Here is a 16,522-nt window from a genome sequence, read left to right on the forward strand (position 1 = left end):
GTGGCAGCGGTGGGGTGGAGGAAGCACAGCGCCTCAGTACAGGCGGCGGGGGCCGCTGTCGGGGCGCGGCAGCGGGGACGTGAACGTGGCGGTCGCGTGAAGGACCGCCAGGCCTTCGGGGCGGGCCAGGATCGGGTTCAGGGACAGCGACGACACGGTCGGCTGGTCGTCGGCCAGGCGGCCGATGCGCAGCAGCAGGTCGGCGAGGGCGTCCAGGTCGACGGGTGCGGAGCCGCGGTACCCGGTCAGCAGCGGCGCGGCGCGCGGGGCCCGGACCAGGGCGGCCGCGTCGCGGTCGGTGAGCGGGGCGGGGCGCCACGCGCGGTCGCCGAGCAGGTCAGCGGCCTCACCGCCGAGGCCGAAGCCGACGACCGGGCCGAAGGCGGGGTCGTCCACGACCTCGACGACGCACGCGACGCCGGGGGCGACCATCGGCTGGACGAGGACCTCCACGCCGGCGCCGAAGAGGCGTTCGAGCTCCTGGTAGGCCTCCATGACCAGGCCGGGCGACGTGAGGTTGAGCCGGACCGCGCCGAGGTCGATGCGGTGCCGCCACGGCTTCGTCGCGACCTTCAGGGCGACGGGCAGACCCAGCGACTCGGCGACCGCCGGGACCGACGCGCCGGAAGCGCGCAAGGACGGGACCACCGGGATGCCGTACGCCGCGAGCAGCGCGTCCACGGAGTCCACCGAGTCCACCGAGTCCACAGAGGACGAGACGGGTGCGGGCGGAAAGGACGGCACGGTGCCGACGGGTTCGCGGCGCCAGGCGGCGTAGCGGGCGACGCGGCCCAGGGCACGCACCGCCTCCTCGACCGCCGGATACGTCGGCAGTGCCAACGGGTCGCCGGAGCGGTAGGCGGGCGCGACGGCGAAGGACGGGTCGGCGGGCAGGACGACCGCGAGGGGACGGCCGGGCTCCAGCGCCCGCAGCAGCTCCGCGACGCCGAGCTCGCCCGGGAGGGCCAGAGCGGGCGCGTAGGCGGCGATGACCGCGTCGGCCGAGTCGTCGGCGAGCGCTTCCCGCACGGCCTGGACGAAGTCCGCGTCGCCGACGGACGGGCCGAGGTCGCGGACGGAGGCGACGCGCAGCCCGGCCGCCGGCGCCTTCGCGACGGTCAGGACACCGAGGGCGGCGGCGTTGGTGACGACGGCGACGCGGTCGCCGGTCGGCAGGGGCTGGCCGGCGATGAGCAGGCCGACGTCGAAGAGCTCGGCGACCGTGTCGACGCGGATCACGCCGGAGCTGGCGAAGAGGGCGGCGACCCCACGGGCGTCGGGGCCGGTGGCGACGGCGTCGAGGGCGGGCGGCCGCACGGGGCTCGCGACGGCGGCGACCGGTTTGCGCCGGGCCAGCTCGCGGGCGATGCGGGCGAACTTGCGCGGGTTGCCGAACGTCTCCAGGTAGAGCAGCACCGCGTCCGTCTGGGGGTCCTCGCGCCAGTACTGGAGGGCGTCGTTGCCGGACACGTCGGCGCGGTTGCCGGCGGACACGAAGGTCGACAGGCCGAGCCCGCGGCGGTCGGCCTCGGCGAGCAGCGCGGTGCCGAGCGCGGCGGACTGGCTGAAGAAGCCGACCCGGCCGCGGCGCGGCAGGAGCGGCGCGAGGGTCGCGTTGAGCTGGACACCCGGGTCGGTGTTGGCGATGCCGAGGCAGTTGGGGCCGACGAGGCGCATGCCGCGGCTGCGGACGGCGCGCAGCAGGGCGGCCTGCGCCTCGGCACCGGCGGGTCCGGCCTCGGCGAACCCGGCGGACACGACGACGAGCCCGTGCACCCCGGCCGCGGCGCAGTCGGCGACGACGGAGGGCACCGCCTCCGCCGGTACCGACACCACCGCCAGATCCACGGGCTCCGGATGGCCGGCGAGGACGGGCACCGCCGGCAGGCCGCCGACGGTCGGCGCCGACGGGTGCACGGGGACGATCGGGCCGGTGAACCCGGCCGCCTTGAGGTGGGCGAGGATGGCGGCGCCGATGCCGGTGCCGTCGGCGCGGGCACCGTAGACGGCGACGCCCCGCGGGTTGAGCAGCCGGCCGATCGAGCGGGTCTCGGCGCGCTGCTCGCGGGCCCACTGCACGCGCATCGAGTCGGGGGTCGCCGCGATCGGGAACCACAGGTGCACGACGCCGTCGGCGAACTCGCGCTCGATGGAGAAGCCGGCGGCCATGAACACGCGCAGCATCGCCTGGTTGACCGGCAGGACGTCGGCCTCGAACTCGGTGATGCCCTCCTGCGACGCGGCGGCGACGAGGTGCTCGATGAGCACCGAGCCGATGCCGCGGCCCTGGTGCGCGTCCTCGACGACGAACGCGACCTCCGCCTGGTGCGAGCCGGCGCCGAGCCGCTCGTAGCGGCCGACGGCGATGAGCTCGCCGCCGTGCTCGATGACGAACGCCTCCCGGTCGTGGTGGTCGACGTTGACGAACCGGTCGAGGTCCCGCTGCGGGATCCGCGGGTACGCGGAGAAGTACCGCAGATACCTGGTCCGCTCCGAGAACCGCGAGTGCAGCGCGACGATCCGGTCGGCGTCGTCGGGGCGGATCGGTCGCAAGTGGACGGTCGTGCCGTCCGACAGCAGGACGTCCGCGGCCCGCTCCGGTGTTTCGGTCACGCCTTCATGTTCGCACTGCCGGGTTTAGTACGGTGTGCGGATGATGCTCACCCCGGCCGACGTGCAAGCCGTCCGGTTCACGAAGGCGGCGTTCGGCAAGCGCGGCTATGACGAGGACGAGGTCGACGCGTTCCTGGACGTCGTCGCGCAGGCGCTGACCGCGCTGCACGACGAGCTGTCCACGCTGCGGGGCACGCCCTCGCCGGAGACCTCGTTCGGCACGTCGACGGCGGCCGAGTCGGCGATGCTGGCCGAGCTCGACCGGATCAAGCAGCGCCTGACCAGGCTCGAGGCCGTCGTGCAGCATTAGCTCGACCTTGTGCCGTTCGCCGCCGGTGTACGGCGTGGGCCACGGCCTGCGGCGTCGGCGTGCAGGTCCGGCCGCAGCTCGTCGAGGTCGCGGACGAGCCGGGGGCGCAGCCACGTCGAGACGGTGCCGTACGACGTCGGCCACGGCCGTCGGCGTCGGCCTGACCGTGACGGTCCGGCGTACAGCGGCGGCCTGACGGTGACGGTCCTGCTGTTCGGCGTCAGTCGCGCGGGTCGTGGGGGTCGAGGCCGAAGAACGGGAACGCAGCCGCGCGGGTCGCCATGATCGCCCGATCCACGGCGTCGGGGGTCTGGCCCGGCACCCACGGCGTCCACTCCCCCGACCCTCCGTCGGTCATCGACGTCGGCACGGGGTTGTTGGAGCGCTTGCTCGCGGCGAGCGACTGCCACGACGCCGGGATCGGCGTCTGCGGGTCGATGGCCTCGCCGGTGACGACCGCGAGCAGGTGCGTCCAGGCCCGCGGGACGCACTCGACGAGCGCGTACCCGCCGCCGCCGCTGGCGACCCACTTGCCGCCGGCCACCTCGGTGGCGAGGTCGCGCAGCGCGAGGTACGCGGCCCGCTGCCCGTCCACCGTCAGCCACAGGTTGGCCAGGGGGTCGTGCCGGTACGTGTCGGCGCCGCACTGCGTGAACAGCAGCTGCGGCCGGAACGCGCGCAGCACCCCGGGCACGACGGCGTGGAACGCGCGCAGCCAGGCGGCGTCGTCGGTGCCGGGCGGCAGCGCGACGTTGACCGCGGAGCCCTCCGCGCCCGGTCCGCCGGTCTCGTCGGGGTAGCCGGTCCCCGGGAAGAGCGTCCGCGGCGACTCGTGGAGGCTGACGGTCAGGACCCGCGGGTCGTCGTAGAAGATCTCCTGGACCCCATCGCCGTGATGTACGTCGATGTCGACGTACGCGACCCGCTCGGCCCCGAGCTCCAGCACGCGCGCGATCGCGACCGCCGGGTCGTTGTAGACGCAGAAGCCGGCCGCGCGGGCGGGCATCGCGTGGTGCAGCCCGCCGGCGATGCTGACGGCCCGGTCCGCCTCGCCGAGCCAGACCGCCTCCGCCGCGGCGCGGGTGGCGCCCGCGATGAGGGCGCTGGCGTCGTGCATGCCGGGGAACGTCGGGTTGTCCGACGTGCCGAGCCCCATGATGCTCAGCCGCCGGCCGGTCGACGCGGCGCGGACCACGGCGATGTAGTCCGGGTCGTGGACGGTGCCGAGCACGTCGTCGCTCGCCGGCTCCGGCGCCCGCAGCGTGACCCCTTCACGGTCGAGGACGCCCAGCTCACGGGCGAGTGCCATGGTCAGCTCGACCCGCACCGGATCGAGGGGATGCTCGCCCATGTCGTACCGCAGCAGCGCGTCGTCCCACATGACCAGTGTGTTCACGTGACCGGCCCCTCCATTCCACTGTGCGCGGGTACCCTGCGCGCGCCGGTAGGATTGCGTGAAGCGGTGACCCCCGCTTCCCACACCAGCTCGGCGACGACGGCACCGTCCAAGATCGCCTGGTTGGCTGTCACGTTCCAATCTTGACGTACGCGACGAGTACCATCGCGTACCGGGAGGGCAAGGCAGTGAACGACCTGGTCGATACCACCGAGATGTACTTGAAGACGATCCTGGAGCTCGAGGAGGAGGGCGTCGTCCCCAAGCGCGCCCGCATCGCCGAGCGACTCCACCAGAGCGGACCCACCGTCAGCCAGACCGTCGCCCGCATGGAGCGTGACGGCCTGCTGATCGTCGAGGGTGACCGCCACCTCGCGCTGACCGACGAGGGCCGCGTGCACGCGGTCGCCGTCATGCGCAAGCACCGCCTCGCCGAGCTGCTGCTGGTCAACGTGATCGGCCTGCCCTACGAGGAGGCGCACGAAGAGGCGTGCCGCTGGGAGCACGTCATGAGCGACGCCGTCGAGCAGCGGGTGTATGAGCTGCTGGGGCGCCCGACCCGCTCGCCGTACGGCAACCCGATCCCGGGACTGGAGAGCCTCGAGGGCAGCGCCACGCCCCACGACCTGTCCGACCCCGAGCGCAACCTCGCCTTCCCGGGCCTCGCGGGGGCCGTCGTGGTGAGCCGCATCTGCGAGAGCGTCCAGACCGACGCCGACGTCCTGCGCCAGCTCCACACCGCCGGCATCGACCCCGGCGCCACGGTCACCGTGGCCCAGGAGCGCGACGGCGTCAGCATCGACCGGGCCGGCGAGCGCATCCGGCTGCCCCGGGAGGTCGCGTCGCGGGTGTTCGTCGCGGCCCACTGATGCATCCCGGGTGCACGGTCCAGGAGCTGGTCGACCGCGTCGCCGGCAAGTGGAGCGTGTGCATCATGGTGGCCGCCGCCGACGGCCCGATCCGGTTCACCGAGCTGGAGCGGGCCATCACCGGCATCAGTCGCCGCATGCTGACCCTCACGCTGCGCAACCTGGAGCGTGACGGGATGCTCGTGCGGACCGTCTACCCGACGGTCCCGCCACGGGTCGAGTACTCCCTCACCCCCATGGCCGCCGAACTCCACGCCGCCCTCCTCGCCATCACCACCTGGGCAGAACGCCACCGCGCCGACGTCGCCCAGGCCCGCGAACACTACGACGCCCGCACCACCGCCTAGCCACCCTCTGACCAGAACCGTCGCAGCCGGTCGAGCGCCTCGTCCCTGGTCATCGCGGCCACTGCCCGCTCATCCACGCCGACCCGCGTGATCAACAGGTGCACGAGGTCGGCCGGCAGCGACGGCTGCCGGCGGACCGGCTCCCCACGGTCCGGCCTGGCGCCGTCGCGCACGCAGGCCCAGAACTCGGCCTCCGACACCTGCAGCTGATCGCGCAGGATGTGCGCCCACAGCGCGGGCCCATATCCGGTGCGGTCCGGCGGGTGGGAGATCCCGGTCCGCAGCGTCCGCCCGTCCTTGAGCGTCAGTTCATGGATCAGGTGATGGGTCCCGGTGCGTCCGTGTGCGTCGCGGACGCGCACCCATCCGTCCACCTGACAGAACCGCTCGTGGTCCTGCCGGGTCGGCGCCGGATGCCTCATCTTCCCGGTCCGACCAGCCAGTCCCGGAGCTGCTCGTCGGTGCTGAGGCCGACGAGCTGGACGAGCCCCCAGTTGCCAGCGTGGTTCGGGGCGTCCAGGAGCCGGTCCTGCCAGTCCTCGGCGTACTCACGCAACGCATCGACCATCTCGTCGACGGCGACCCCGAACGTCGCCCCGTCGGCGGCGAGCGGGAGTCCGGGGATGAAGATCGACCACCCGCCGGCCTCGGCGACGACCTCGGCCCTGGCCGGCACCGACGAGGCGAGGAGCGCCCGCAGGCGCTCCTGGTCGACGACCGCCGCGCTGCGGTGCTCCCGCTGAACCGTCACCACCCGCCCCCGCCCGGCGTCGTCGAGGAGGTCCTTGAAATGCGCTCTGGCCTCGGAATAGCTGGTGTAGTGCACGCAGTTCACGATCGACCCTGCGGCGTGCGTACGTCAAGTACGTGACGTACGCACGCTAGCGCAGGCACCATACGTATTGCCATATGCCAACATACTATCGATGAGACGGTGGCCACACCGTGTCACGTTCTTGGAGCTGGGGCGTCAGGTAGGCCATGAAGCGAACAGTGCTTGTCACCGGGGCGACCGGGACGCTCGGGCGGGACGTGGTTGCCGTCCTGCGGGAACGTGGGCATGACGTGCGGGGGCTCAGCCGGTCGAAGCCGGGCTACGCCCATGGCGACCTGCTCACCGGGGCGGGGCTCGCCGAGGCCCTCGACGGGGTCGACGTGGTCGTGCACGCGGCCACCGACGGGCGGAGGGACGTCGCCGCCGCCGGGAAGCTGATCGAGGCGATGGACCGGGCGCCGCAGCGGCCGCAGCTGGTGTTCGTGTCGATCGTCGGGGTCGACCGGATCCCGTTCGGCTACTACAACGACAAGGTGACCATCGAGAAGATGGTGGCCGGGTACGGCGGGACGAGCTTCCGGGCGAGCCAGTTCCACGACCTGGTGCTGACGATCGCGAAGGGTATGACGAAGCTGCCGCTCGTCGGGTTCTATCCGGCGTTCGACCTGCGGCCGGTCGAGGTGCACGACGTGGCGGTGCGGCTCGCGGAGATCGTCGAGGGCGAGCTGCCGGCGACGCCCGCCGACCTGTCCGGGCCGCAGCGGCGCAGCGCCCGTGACCTGTGGCGGGTGTACCTCGAGCGGGCCGGGAAGCGGCGGCTGCTGATCCCGGTCAGGCTGCCGGGCAAGGTGTTCCGGGCGCTGCGCGGCGGGGCGGGGACAGGCCCCGGCGGCGGCACCGGCACGTGGGAGGAGTACCTGGCCCGGAAGCTGTGACCGCGGGCCCAGCCCCACGACCGGCCGGGAACCCGGGGAGGCCGCTCAGGACTGCGACGGCGACTGCGTCGGCGACTGCGAGGGCGCGGGCGACGGCGCGGGTGACGGCGACGGCGCGGGTGACGGCGCGTGGCGGATGCGGCGCAGGCCCACGGCGCCCGCGACGCCGGCGGCGGCCACGTCGGCGACGGTGAAGAGCAGGCGCGACACGAGCGTCAGAGCCCACGCCGTCGCCCACGGCACACCCAGGCCGGCCAGGGCGATCGCCATCAGGAACTCGCGGGCGCCCAGGCCCGAGGGGGCCACGATGACGAACGTGCTGATGCTCATCGCGAGGGCCATCGCGAAGACGCTGCCGGTGAGGCCGGACAGGCCCGGCAGGTGCGAGCGGACCAGCAGCCAGACGTGCAGGCCGGCGGTGACATAGCCGGCCACGCACCACGCGACGCTGGAGAGGATCGGGCGCCAGGTGATCGGCCGGTCCAGCGGCGGGCGGCGCAGCACCCGCATGGCCCGGCCGACGATCCAGGTCAGCAGCGGCGGGTAGCAGCAGGCGACCGCGAACGGCAGCAGGATCACCGACGCCCAGACGGCGACGGAGCCGAAGACCTCGTGCCTCGAGGCCTTGACGCCGTCGAGGGCGGTGCCGAAGCCGGGGGCGGTCAGGATCAGCCCGGACGTGACGCCGAGGCCGCTGACCAGCACCGAGCCGATGAACACCTTCGAGCGGGAGACGCCGGCGCGGCGGCCGAGCTCCATCTGCACGACATACGCCCAGACCGAGCCGGGCAGGTACTTGCCGAGGGAGCCGACCAGCATGATGGGGGCGGCGTCGCGGACCCGCAGCGGGTGGTCGATGCTGCCGACCATCGCCCGCCACGCCATCATCGTCGTCCACAGGGAGGCGACGGCCGCGAGGAGCGACGCGATCAGCGACGGCCACGACAGCGCGCGGAACGTCGCCGCCACATCGGACCACTGCTGGACCGTGGTGGCGACGATGAAGTAGACGATGCCGGCGGCGGCCAGGATGCGCACGGCGGTGATCAGGCGGGCCCGCCACGGCTTGGCTGGTGCCACTTCGACGACAGGCTGACCCACGGTCGGGAACGCTAGCACGGCTAGGATGCGAGGTACCCAGCGCCAATCAGGGGCTTGAGGAGGCAGCGTGCGGTTCGTGGTCATCGGTGGTGGGATCGTCGGCCTGGCCACCGCGCACCGGATCACCCTGGAGCACCCTGACGCCGAGGTCACGGTCGTGGAGAAGGAGCAGCGCTGGGGCGCGCACCAGACCGGGCACAACTCCGGCGTCATCCACGCGGGCGTCTACTACAAGCCCGGCAGCCTCAAGGCCACGCTGTGCAAGGCGGGCAGCGCGTCGATGGTGGACTTCTGCCGGGAGCACGGCATCCCGCACAAGGTGACCGGCAAGCTGATCGTGGCGACGGAGGAGTCCGAGCTGCCGCGGCTGCGCGGCCTGCACGAGCGGGCCGTCGCCAACGGGCTGCCGGCGAGGCTGGTCGACGCCGCGGAGGCGAGGGAGCTCGAGCCCGAGGTCGCCTGCGTGCAGGGCATCCACGTCGCCTCGACGGGCATCGCCGACTTCGGCGCCGTGTGCGAGACCCTCGCGACCCTGCTGGAGAAGGCCGGCGCGACGCTGCGCCTCGGCGCGCGGGTGAGAGGCATCTCCACCCTGCACGGCGAGACGGTCGTGCACACGGAGGTCGGCGACATCTTCGCCGACGTGCTCGTCAACTGTGCCGGCCTGCACGCCGACCGGGTCGCGAAGATGGCCGGCATCACCCCGCCCGCCCGGATCATCCCGTTCCGCGGCGAGTACTTCGAGCTGCGACCCGAGCGCCGCCACCTGGTGAACGGCCTGATCTACCCGGTGCCGGACCCGCAGTTCCCGTTCCTCGGGGTGCACCTGACGAAGATGGTCGACGGCAGCGTCCACGCCGGCCCCAACGCGGTCCTCGCCACCGCCCGCGAGGGCTACTCGTGGTCCCGCGTCCGCCCCGGCGACGTCGCCGACACGATCGCCTACCCCGGCATGTGGCAGCTGGCCCGCAAGCACCTGCGGTACGGGCTCACCGAGGTCCGCCGCTCCCTGTCGAAGAAGCGGTTCGCCGAGAGCCTGGCCCGCCTGGTGCCCGCGGTGACGACCGCCGATCTCGTTCCGGCGTCGGCAGGTGTACGGGCACAGGCCATCACCCGCGATGGCGCCCTCGTCGACGACTTCCTCATCGTCGCCGAAGGCCGGCAGGTGCACGTCCTCAACGCCCCGTCCCCGGCCGCGACCAGCTCCCTGGAGATCGCGAAGTACATCGTCGACCGCCTGCCGAAGTAGGCGGTAGGGTGCGCGTCGTGCGAAGGGTTGTCGCGGCGCTCACGGCGCTGCTCGTGCTCACCGGCTGCGACGACGCCGGCGCGAGCCCGGCCGCCGCGACCCCGTCCACCGCCCCGGCGGCGGCCTCCGGCGGCGCCTGCCAGCTGCTCGACTTCCCGGTCGTCAACGCGAAGCTCGGCCTGCAGTACGGCGCGGCCGCCGCGGCGACGCTGGAGAACACGTTCACCTGCGTCCTCCAGCCGCAGAAGGCCCCGCTCCCCGACCTGATCCTGTCGGTCAGCGCCACCACCATCGGCCCCGACATCTACGCCACCGCCGTCCAGCCGAAGGGCGCCGCCCCGGTCCAGGGTCTCGGCGCCGCGGCGTACCAGCGGCAGTCCCCCGCCGCGGAGGGCACCGGCCCGGCCGTCGAGGTCGGCTGGCTGGCCGGCAACAAGCGCATCATCCAGCTGACGGTCCACCTCCCCGCCGGCACCGGCGACGACAAGGCGACGGAGCTCCTGCCGAAGCTCGTGGACCTCGCCAAGCTGATCGACCTCAGCAGCCTCTGACCGCTCCGGTGGTCAGGTCCCGTCGCCGCGGAACCGCCACTCGATCCGGTACCGGTCCTGCAGCGCGGTGCGGTCCGTCGACCAGGAGAAGGTCACCCGCCCGTCCCCTGGCGCCTCCCGCACGATGGCGGTCCGCAGCGGGACGTCCCGGTGCCACAGGGAGCTGCGCACGCCCCACACGACCGGGTCGACGTCCTCCGGGAAGTCGACGACCACGCTCAGCCGCCGCGTCGGGAGCCGGATGTTGCGCTGCAGCCACGGCCCCCACTGCCGGTCGCTCACCTTCCACGAGTACGCGATGACGGTGCGCTGCCCCGGATACAGCGGGAACTGGCCCCGCGCGTTCTCGAACAGCAGCCACACCTCCTTGAGCGCCTCCCGGTCGGTGTACGGCCGCCAGTGCATGGGCTCGTCGCCGCAGGCCGCGCTGAGCTGCAGCTCGTCCCACGTCAACGGGTTGGCGTGGTGGTGCCGGTTCGACCGCTCCGGGTCGTCGGGGAACCGGTCGGCACGGATCTCGATCGGGAACTGCGTGATCGGCTCGTCGATCCCGTTGTACAGCGCCCGCCTGATGCTGCAGTGGTACACGCCGTCCGCATACGACAGGTGCGCGTCCTCCCGCTCCACCACGAGGTCGTGCTCGCCGGGCGCCGGCGCGGGCTCCCGCTCGGGGCGCGGCTCCGGCCGTGGCTCTGGTCGTGGCTCGGTGCGCTGCGCGGGCAGCCGGCTCGCCGCCTCGTCGTCGGGCGAGCCGCCGGCCACGTGCCACAGCCGCTGGAACCGCTTGGCCTCCTCGTCGGGCACCGGCCGGTCGACCGACCACCCGGCGAGCACCCGCACGAGGCTCTCCAGCTTGCTCCAGCGGGGCAGCACCTCCCCCTGCAGGATCTTGCTGACGGTCTCGTGACTGACGGCGTCGGGCAGGTCGTCGCGGTCACGGATCTCGCCGCTGATCTTCTTGACCCCTGGATAGCCGGCCTGCCGGTACAGATGGTGCAGCTCCACCACCAGCGTCCGCAGCGGGCCGTCCGGCAGTGCGCGGCTCGACGGCGGCTGCAGCGGCATCTGGTCTCCCCCCGGGTCAACCTGTTCCCCAGTTGAGCACGGCCGGTCAAGAAGGGTCAATACCCGCCAATGGTCAACCAATTTCCGGACACCCGCTCGACCGGCACGGAAGAATTGTCTTCACGATGATCCGTCGCTTCCGAGGAGGTAAGCATGACAGACCGGAAGGCGACCCGGCGGGTGCGGCGTTACCAGGTGAACTGGTTGACGCTCGCGGCACTCCTGTCGGCCCTCGCCGCGCTCATCACCGCAGTTCGCGGCACCTGAGAACGCCCCGCACACCCGCATTCCTCCGCTGTTGAAAACGTCCCGTAATCACGCCTGAAATCAGATACCGAAAGGCGGCGGAATGTCCGCGGACCGCACGGAGTCACCGACCGTTCTGGCGATCGGCATGGTGTCCGCCGACCATTATCTGCGCGTCGCATCACTGCCGGAGCGGGACGAGAAGGTCCACGGGGCCCGGCTCGGCTGGTTCGCGGGCGGAATGGCCGCCAACTTCGCCGTCGCCGCCAGGCAGTTCTGCCCCGGGACCCGTCTCGTCACCACGTTCGGCGACGACCCCGAGGCCGCGGCGATCCGCCGCCGGCTGGAGGCGCTGGGGATCGACCTGCGGGGCTCCGCCGAGGCCGCCGGCCGCGGGAGCCTCACGGCGGTGACGACGATCGACCACCGCGCCGAGAAGTCCATGGTGATCCTCGACTCCGGGCTGCCTCTGCCCGATGTGGAGTGGTGCGTGTCCGAGGCGGCCGGCGGCGACTGGGACGTCGTCTACCCGGTCGCCCTGGACGCCGCGTGGTGCGGCGAGATCGGCGTCGCCGCACGGAAGGCCGGCGCGCTGGTGGCGTTCGACCTCGAGCCGTACTTCGTCGCGTCCGCCTGGGACACGCCGGACTTCGTCCGGATGATGGAGTCGGCCGGCGTCGTCTTCATGAAGATGGACTCCGTCCGCGCCGCCGGGCTGTCCGGCGCCGCGGCGGCGGCCGAGGCCCTCCAGCGCCTCGGCGCCGGCGTGGTGGTCGTGACGGACGGCCCCGGCGTGACGTACTGCACGGACGGCGACACCCGCTGCACCGCCACGCCGCCCGCGGTGACGGTCGCCGACTCGACGGGCGCGGGCGACGCGTTCGCCGGGGCGTTCTGTGCCCTGTACGCGCAGCGGCGGCCGTTGCCGGAGTGCCTGGCGACCGCGACCGCGGTCGGCTCGCTGGCCACCACCGAGTACGGCTGCCAGACGTACGCGCCGCTGCGGCCCGCCCCGTTCCGGCGCCTGCTGTCGGAGGTGACGGTCCGGCAGGTGCGATGACCGGCGGGTTCAGCGGTCGGCGGTCACCACGTCGCGGGTGACCTGGCGGATCGGCGGGGCGGCCACCGGGCGCCGGGGGTGCGGCGGGGTCCAGTGCTTGAGGCGCAGGGCCGGGCGCTCGACGAGGTGCCAGGAGGCTGCCGCGAGCAGGGCCGTGGCCAGGGCCGACGCCGTGACGTACGCGGGCAGGCCCCACTGGTGGACGCCGAGGGCGGCGAGGGTCTGCTGGGTCGGGAAGGCGTAGATGTAGATGCCGTACGAGTAGTCGTGGGTCCGGCCGATCCGGTGGGTCCACGACGGCAGGGAGCAGGCGGCCCACAGCAGCAGGTAGGCGAGCGCCGGGTAGCCGAGCACGGGGAAGGCGCCGAACCGGAGCGTGGCCAGCAGCAGCGCCGCCGCGGCCGCCGCCAGCGCCGGGTGCGCCGGGATGCGGTCCTGGTACAGCTGCGCCGACGCCCCCAGGAGAAACAGGAAGCCCAGGTAGATGAGCAGCTGGGTGTCGAGCGACCCGAAGAAGGGGATCGGCCCGAACGACCCGCGGGGGTGCGGGACGGTGTGCGTCTCGGGCAGCTGGTGGAGGAGGTCGCTGAGCAGGACCGAGTAGGCGCCGGCGGTGAGCAGCAGGACGAGTCGCGGGGAGCGGCGGACCACGCCGCAGGCGGTGAGGGCGGTGAGCACGCCGTACCAGAACAGCTCGAACGACAGGCTCCACAGCGACCCGTTCACGACGGAGACGCCGCCGGTGAGCCGGCCGTAGGGGGTGTCGGTGAACAGCGTGCCGATGCCCCACTGGTGCGGCTGCCCGAGGGCGTTGCGCCGGGCGAACGCCAGCGCCGCGGGAAACGTCGCGAAGCAGCCGGCGCAGGCGGCGGTGACCAGCAGGCACGCCCACAGGCCGGGGAAGATCCGCAGGCACCGGTGCCAGGCGAACCGGACGGCGCCCAGGCGGCCGGCGCTCGCCGTGACGAGGAAGCCCGACAGGACGAAGAACCCGTCCACCGCCAGGGCGCCGAGGTCCGCCTGACCGCCGGTGAACCCCAGCCCCGGTGTCGCCCGCCCCAGCCCGAGCGGCCACGAGTGTCCTACCAGGACCGCGAGGGCCAGGCACAGCCGCAGGAAGCCGAGCGCATTCGAGCGGGGCGAGTACCGATCAGCCAACACATCCTGACAAACGACCAGATGCCCGACTTCGTCGTTAAGTGAGTTGTGTCAGTATCCTCACCCCCGAAGACGGACACCCTCCTCCCCCACACGTCGCCGAAGCCGGACGCCACACCCAAGCAACTGGTCACCGCCGCGCTGGTCGCGGCCGCCTGGCTGATCATCGCCCTGCTGTACCTCGCCGGAGTCGCGTACGTCGTCCCGCCGCTGCTTCTGCTCGCCACCGCGGCGCTCCTGCGCGGCGGCCGGACCGTCCTCGACCGGATCATGCTCGCCATGGGCCTGCTGCTCGGCCTCACCTGCCTCGGCGCGCTCGTCTTCGCCGTGTGGCCGTGGGGCCTGCACCCGGTGACCGCCGGCGGCACCGCCGCCACCGCCCTGATCGTCGCCGCCGCGAAGACCGGCCGCCGCCCGCGGCTGCCGCGCCTCGGACCCACCGACGCGATCGCCGCGCTCGCCGTCGCCGCCGCCGGCGCGATCGTCGCCTGGCCGCTGCTGCGCGACGGCCGGACCGGTCGTCTCGCACAGGTCATGGAGGGCGAGGACCTCGCCCGGCACACGGCGCTCTTCGACGCGATCCGCCACGCCGGCGGGTACCTCTTCCAGCACCCCGGCCAGGGCAGGACGCTCGTCTACGAGGGGATGGTGTCCTACCCGCAGGGCTCGCACCTGACCGCCGCGCTGCTCGACGGGTTCGCCAGGTCGTCCGCCGTCAGCATGGGCACCGGCACCGGCATGTTCGACCACTACCTGGCCTTCGTCACCGGCGGCTACCTGCTGCTCGTCGCGACCGTCGTCTGGGCCGCACAGTGGATCGGCGCCGGCGGCCTGACCCCGGCGCGCACCGCCGTGCTCGCGGCCGGGATCGCCGGGCTGTGCGCGTTCGGCGAGCCGCTGGACCTCGTCCGGTTCGGTTACCCGAGCCAGGTCCTCGGCCTGGCGGAGGCGCTCATGCTCCTCACCGTCCTCGTCCGGCCCGTGCCCCGCCCGCGGCAGCAGCTGCTGCTCGTCGCGGCGCTGCTGGCGGCGGTCGGGTTCACGTACTACCTGTACCTGCCCCCGGTCGGCCTGGCCGCGATCCTGTGGCTCATGCGGGAGCGCCGCAACCACCGCATGCGCCGCATCCCCGCCGTCGCGCTCGCGATCGCCGTCACCAGCGCCGTGCCCCTCGCCATCGGCGTCCTCGTCGCCGGCCAGGCGGGTGCGCTGCTCAGCGTCGGCTCCCTCCGGGTCGGCCGCGAGGGCCTCGCCGTCCTGCTGTGCGTCGTCGCGTCGGGCGTGCTGACCAGGCGCGGCCGCAGGAGCCGGATCTGGCGCTCGTACGCCCTGACGTTCGTCCCCGTGGCCGGCTTCGCCGCCGGGATGCTGGCGGTGCAGCGCGTCTTCGGCTCCGGCAGCGGCTACTACGCCAACAAGGCCCTGTTCCTGGTCCTGGTGCTGCTGCTGGCCGGCCTCGGCGCCCTGGCGCTGCACCTGCCCCGGCGACCGTTGGGCTCGCCGCATCTGCGGGCCGCGTCGGTGCTGATGGCGATCGTCGCCCTCATCGGCGGCGAACGGGCCGGCGACCAGCGCGACCACCTCGACACCCAGCGGAGCTGGCTCGCCGGCGCGACCCCCGACCAGCTCGCCTACGCCAGGGCCGCCCTGACCCTCGCCCCCGGCGACCCGACCGTCGTGATCGGCGACGACCCCGGCTACGACTCCTACCGCCTGACTCTCTTCATCTCCACGCTGCACCGCACCTCCGGCGAGATGGCGGGCGCCACCTACCACATCGGCCCGATCAACTCCCCGGACCGCCTCGACGCCGTCGTGGTGCGGATGCCGGGCCCGATGCGCCTGCTCGCCCTCACCGACGACGCGTACACCCGCGCCGAGGCACTCCGCGACCGCCACCCGGCCGTCGCGATCGACATCGTCCGCCCCTGAACCCCGTCCCGCGGCGTGACCGCCGCGGGTCGGGGGCGCGGCCCTACTTCGTGGGCTTGCGCAGCGCCTTCAGGGACGCGTGGGCGGACTTGGCCGCGGCGCGGACCGGCTGGACCTGGGAGCGCAGGGCGTCGCCGTCGGAGCCCGGCTTCAGGGCCAGGAGGGCGTCGACCTTGCCCTTCAGGGTGGCCTCGACCGCGTCCAGCTTCGCGGTGTCGGCGCCGGGGCGCGAGCGCATCGCGGCGATGACGGCGAGCTCGGTGTCGATGGCGGCGGTGAGACGCACCTTCGGGCCGGTGAGGACGAAGACGCGGTAGTCGAAGACCATCGACTGGGCGTCGGCCTTGACGGCGGCGGCGGTCGTCTCGCCCTGGACCTTCGTGCGCAGGGCGGTCAGGCCGGTGCGCTGGTCGGCGATGAGCTTCGTGAGGGTGTCGCGGTGGCCGGACTGGACCTGCTTCGCGCCGGCCAGGTTGGTCTCGAACTTCTTCAGCGCGTCGAGCCGCTTGTCGATGCGGCCGGCGACGGCGGTCTTGGCCCCTTCCAGGGTCGCGGCGCGCGCGGACGGCTCGGCCCAGGCGGCGCCTGGGACGAAGACGGCGGCGAGCACAAGGGTCAGGGCGATCAGGGTGCGCTTCATCAAGGTCCCTCTCAGTCTTCGTCGTCGGCGGGCTGGGCGTCGCCGGACAGCTGCTGCTCCACCTGGTCGAGCAGCTGGTCGACATCCCCGGCGGTGCCGGTGGTACCGGCGGAGCCGACGGAGCCGGCGGTGCCGGTCGAGGTGGTGGCGGCGGCCGGCGCGGCCGGCGTCTGGGTCGAGACCGCGGCTGGCTGATGGCCGCGCCGCTGCTGGCGCCCGCACCCGCCGGCGAACAGCAGCACGACCGCGAGCGCGACGGCGATGGTTCGTCTCAT

At 73.3% G+C, this 16,522-nt stretch carries 17 protein-coding genes; 8 read left to right on the top strand and 9 right to left on the bottom strand.

Annotated features, from left to right (window positions below; all coding sequences use genetic code 11):
* Positions 1-33: 33 nt before the first annotated feature.
* A complete protein-coding gene (locus AB0I21_RS02195; RefSeq protein ID WP_360558394.1) occupies positions 34-2,613 on the bottom strand; it encodes a GNAT family N-acetyltransferase in 2,580 nt (859 codons plus the stop codon).
* A 40-nt stretch (positions 2,614-2,653) separates the two neighbouring features.
* Between AB0I21_RS02195 and AB0I21_RS02200 the strand changes: the two genes are divergently transcribed.
* The gene (locus tag AB0I21_RS02200; RefSeq protein WP_360558395.1) at positions 2,654-2,923 is read left to right on the top strand and encodes a DivIVA domain-containing protein; all 270 of its coding nucleotides are present in this window, start codon (positions 2,654-2,656) and stop codon (positions 2,921-2,923) included.
* A 220-nt stretch (positions 2,924-3,143) separates the two neighbouring features.
* Here AB0I21_RS02200 and AB0I21_RS02205 read toward each other — a convergent pair whose 3' ends face one another.
* A complete protein-coding gene (locus AB0I21_RS02205; protein ID WP_344503253.1) occupies positions 3,144-4,304 on the bottom strand; it encodes an acetoin utilization protein AcuC in 1,161 nt (386 codons plus the stop codon).
* A gap of 203 nt (positions 4,305-4,507) precedes the next feature.
* Between AB0I21_RS02205 and AB0I21_RS02210 the strand changes: the two genes are divergently transcribed.
* Both AB0I21_RS02210 and AB0I21_RS02215 read left to right on the top strand, forming a co-directional pair.
* Positions 4,508-5,188, top strand: coding sequence for a metal-dependent transcriptional regulator (locus AB0I21_RS02210; RefSeq protein ID WP_344503254.1), 681 nt, complete (start codon positions 4,508-4,510; stop codon positions 5,186-5,188).
* Positions 5,188-5,535, top strand: a complete 348-nt coding sequence (locus AB0I21_RS02215) for a helix-turn-helix domain-containing protein (RefSeq protein WP_344503215.1) — start codon at positions 5,188-5,190, stop codon at positions 5,533-5,535. The genes AB0I21_RS02210 and AB0I21_RS02215 overlap by 1 nt, the downstream gene beginning before the upstream one ends.
* On the opposite strand, the gene AB0I21_RS02220 is transcribed toward AB0I21_RS02215, so the two are convergent.
* Positions 5,532-5,957 carry a hypothetical protein gene (locus tag AB0I21_RS02220; protein WP_360558398.1) on the bottom strand — a complete coding sequence of 142 codons (426 nt, stop codon included), beginning with the start codon at positions 5,955-5,957 and terminating at the stop codon, positions 5,532-5,534. The two genes, AB0I21_RS02215 and AB0I21_RS02220, sit on opposite strands and share 4 nt — an antisense overlap.
* Positions 5,954-6,361 (bottom strand): hypothetical protein, encoded by a 408-nt coding sequence (locus tag AB0I21_RS02225; RefSeq protein ID WP_360558399.1) that lies wholly within the window; start codon positions 6,359-6,361, stop codon positions 5,954-5,956. The genes AB0I21_RS02220 and AB0I21_RS02225 overlap by 4 nt, the downstream gene beginning before the upstream one ends.
* A 155-nt stretch (positions 6,362-6,516) precedes the next feature.
* Here AB0I21_RS02225 and AB0I21_RS02230 point away from each other — a divergent pair, with 155 nt between their 5' ends.
* The gene (locus AB0I21_RS02230) at positions 6,517-7,245 is read left to right on the top strand and encodes an NAD(P)H-binding protein (protein WP_360558401.1); all 729 of its coding nucleotides are present in this window, start codon (positions 6,517-6,519) and stop codon (positions 7,243-7,245) included.
* 45 nt (positions 7,246-7,290) lie between these two features.
* Here the strand turns inward: AB0I21_RS02230 and AB0I21_RS02235 are convergent, their stop codons facing one another.
* On the bottom strand, positions 7,291-8,346 hold the full coding sequence (locus AB0I21_RS02235) for a lysylphosphatidylglycerol synthase transmembrane domain-containing protein (protein WP_360558403.1): 1,056 nt from the start codon (positions 8,344-8,346) through the stop codon (positions 7,291-7,293).
* 67 nt (positions 8,347-8,413) lie between these two features.
* Here AB0I21_RS02235 and lhgO point away from each other — a divergent pair, with 67 nt between their 5' ends.
* Both lhgO and AB0I21_RS02245 read left to right on the top strand, forming a co-directional pair.
* Positions 8,414-9,595, top strand: a complete 1,182-nt coding sequence (gene lhgO, locus AB0I21_RS02240; protein WP_360558405.1) for an L-2-hydroxyglutarate oxidase — start codon at positions 8,414-8,416, stop codon at positions 9,593-9,595.
* A gap of 17 nt (positions 9,596-9,612) precedes the next feature.
* Entirely contained in the window at positions 9,613-10,146 is a 534-nt protein-coding gene (locus tag AB0I21_RS02245) for a hypothetical protein (protein ID WP_360558406.1), read from the top strand.
* A gap of 12 nt (positions 10,147-10,158) precedes the next feature.
* Here AB0I21_RS02245 and AB0I21_RS02250 read toward each other — a convergent pair whose 3' ends face one another.
* Positions 10,159-11,211 (bottom strand): XRE family transcriptional regulator, encoded by a 1,053-nt coding sequence (locus AB0I21_RS02250; protein ID WP_360558408.1) that lies wholly within the window; start codon positions 11,209-11,211, stop codon positions 10,159-10,161.
* Between the two features lie 349 nt (positions 11,212-11,560).
* Here AB0I21_RS02250 and AB0I21_RS02255 point away from each other — a divergent pair, with 349 nt between their 5' ends.
* Positions 11,561-12,517 carry a carbohydrate kinase family protein gene (locus AB0I21_RS02255; RefSeq protein ID WP_360558409.1) on the top strand — a complete coding sequence of 319 codons (957 nt, stop codon included), beginning with the start codon at positions 11,561-11,563 and terminating at the stop codon, positions 12,515-12,517.
* A gap of 9 nt (positions 12,518-12,526) precedes the next feature.
* Here the strand turns inward: AB0I21_RS02255 and AB0I21_RS02260 are convergent, their stop codons facing one another.
* Complete coding sequence (locus AB0I21_RS02260) at positions 12,527-13,678, bottom strand: acyltransferase (protein ID WP_360558411.1); 1,152 nt, start codon at positions 13,676-13,678, stop codon at positions 12,527-12,529.
* A gap of 45 nt (positions 13,679-13,723) precedes the next feature.
* Here AB0I21_RS02260 and AB0I21_RS02265 point away from each other — a divergent pair, with 45 nt between their 5' ends.
* On the top strand, positions 13,724-15,607 hold the full coding sequence (locus tag AB0I21_RS02265) for a hypothetical protein (RefSeq protein WP_360558413.1): 1,884 nt from the start codon (positions 13,724-13,726) through the stop codon (positions 15,605-15,607).
* A 43-nt stretch (positions 15,608-15,650) separates the two neighbouring features.
* On the opposite strand, the gene AB0I21_RS02270 is transcribed toward AB0I21_RS02265, so the two are convergent.
* Positions 15,651-16,247: a hypothetical protein gene (locus tag AB0I21_RS02270; protein WP_360558415.1), complete on the bottom strand. Its 597-nt coding sequence runs from the start codon at positions 16,245-16,247 to the stop codon at positions 15,651-15,653.
* Positions 16,248-16,258: 11 nt separating this feature from the next.
* Complete coding sequence (locus AB0I21_RS02275; protein WP_360558416.1) at positions 16,259-16,522, bottom strand: hypothetical protein; 264 nt, start codon at positions 16,520-16,522, stop codon at positions 16,259-16,261.

Origin of the sequence: Dactylosporangium sp. NPDC050588 (assembly GCF_040654975.1) — a bacterium.
GTDB classification, from domain to species: Bacteria; Actinomycetota; Actinomycetes; order Mycobacteriales; family Micromonosporaceae; genus Dactylosporangium; species Dactylosporangium maewongense.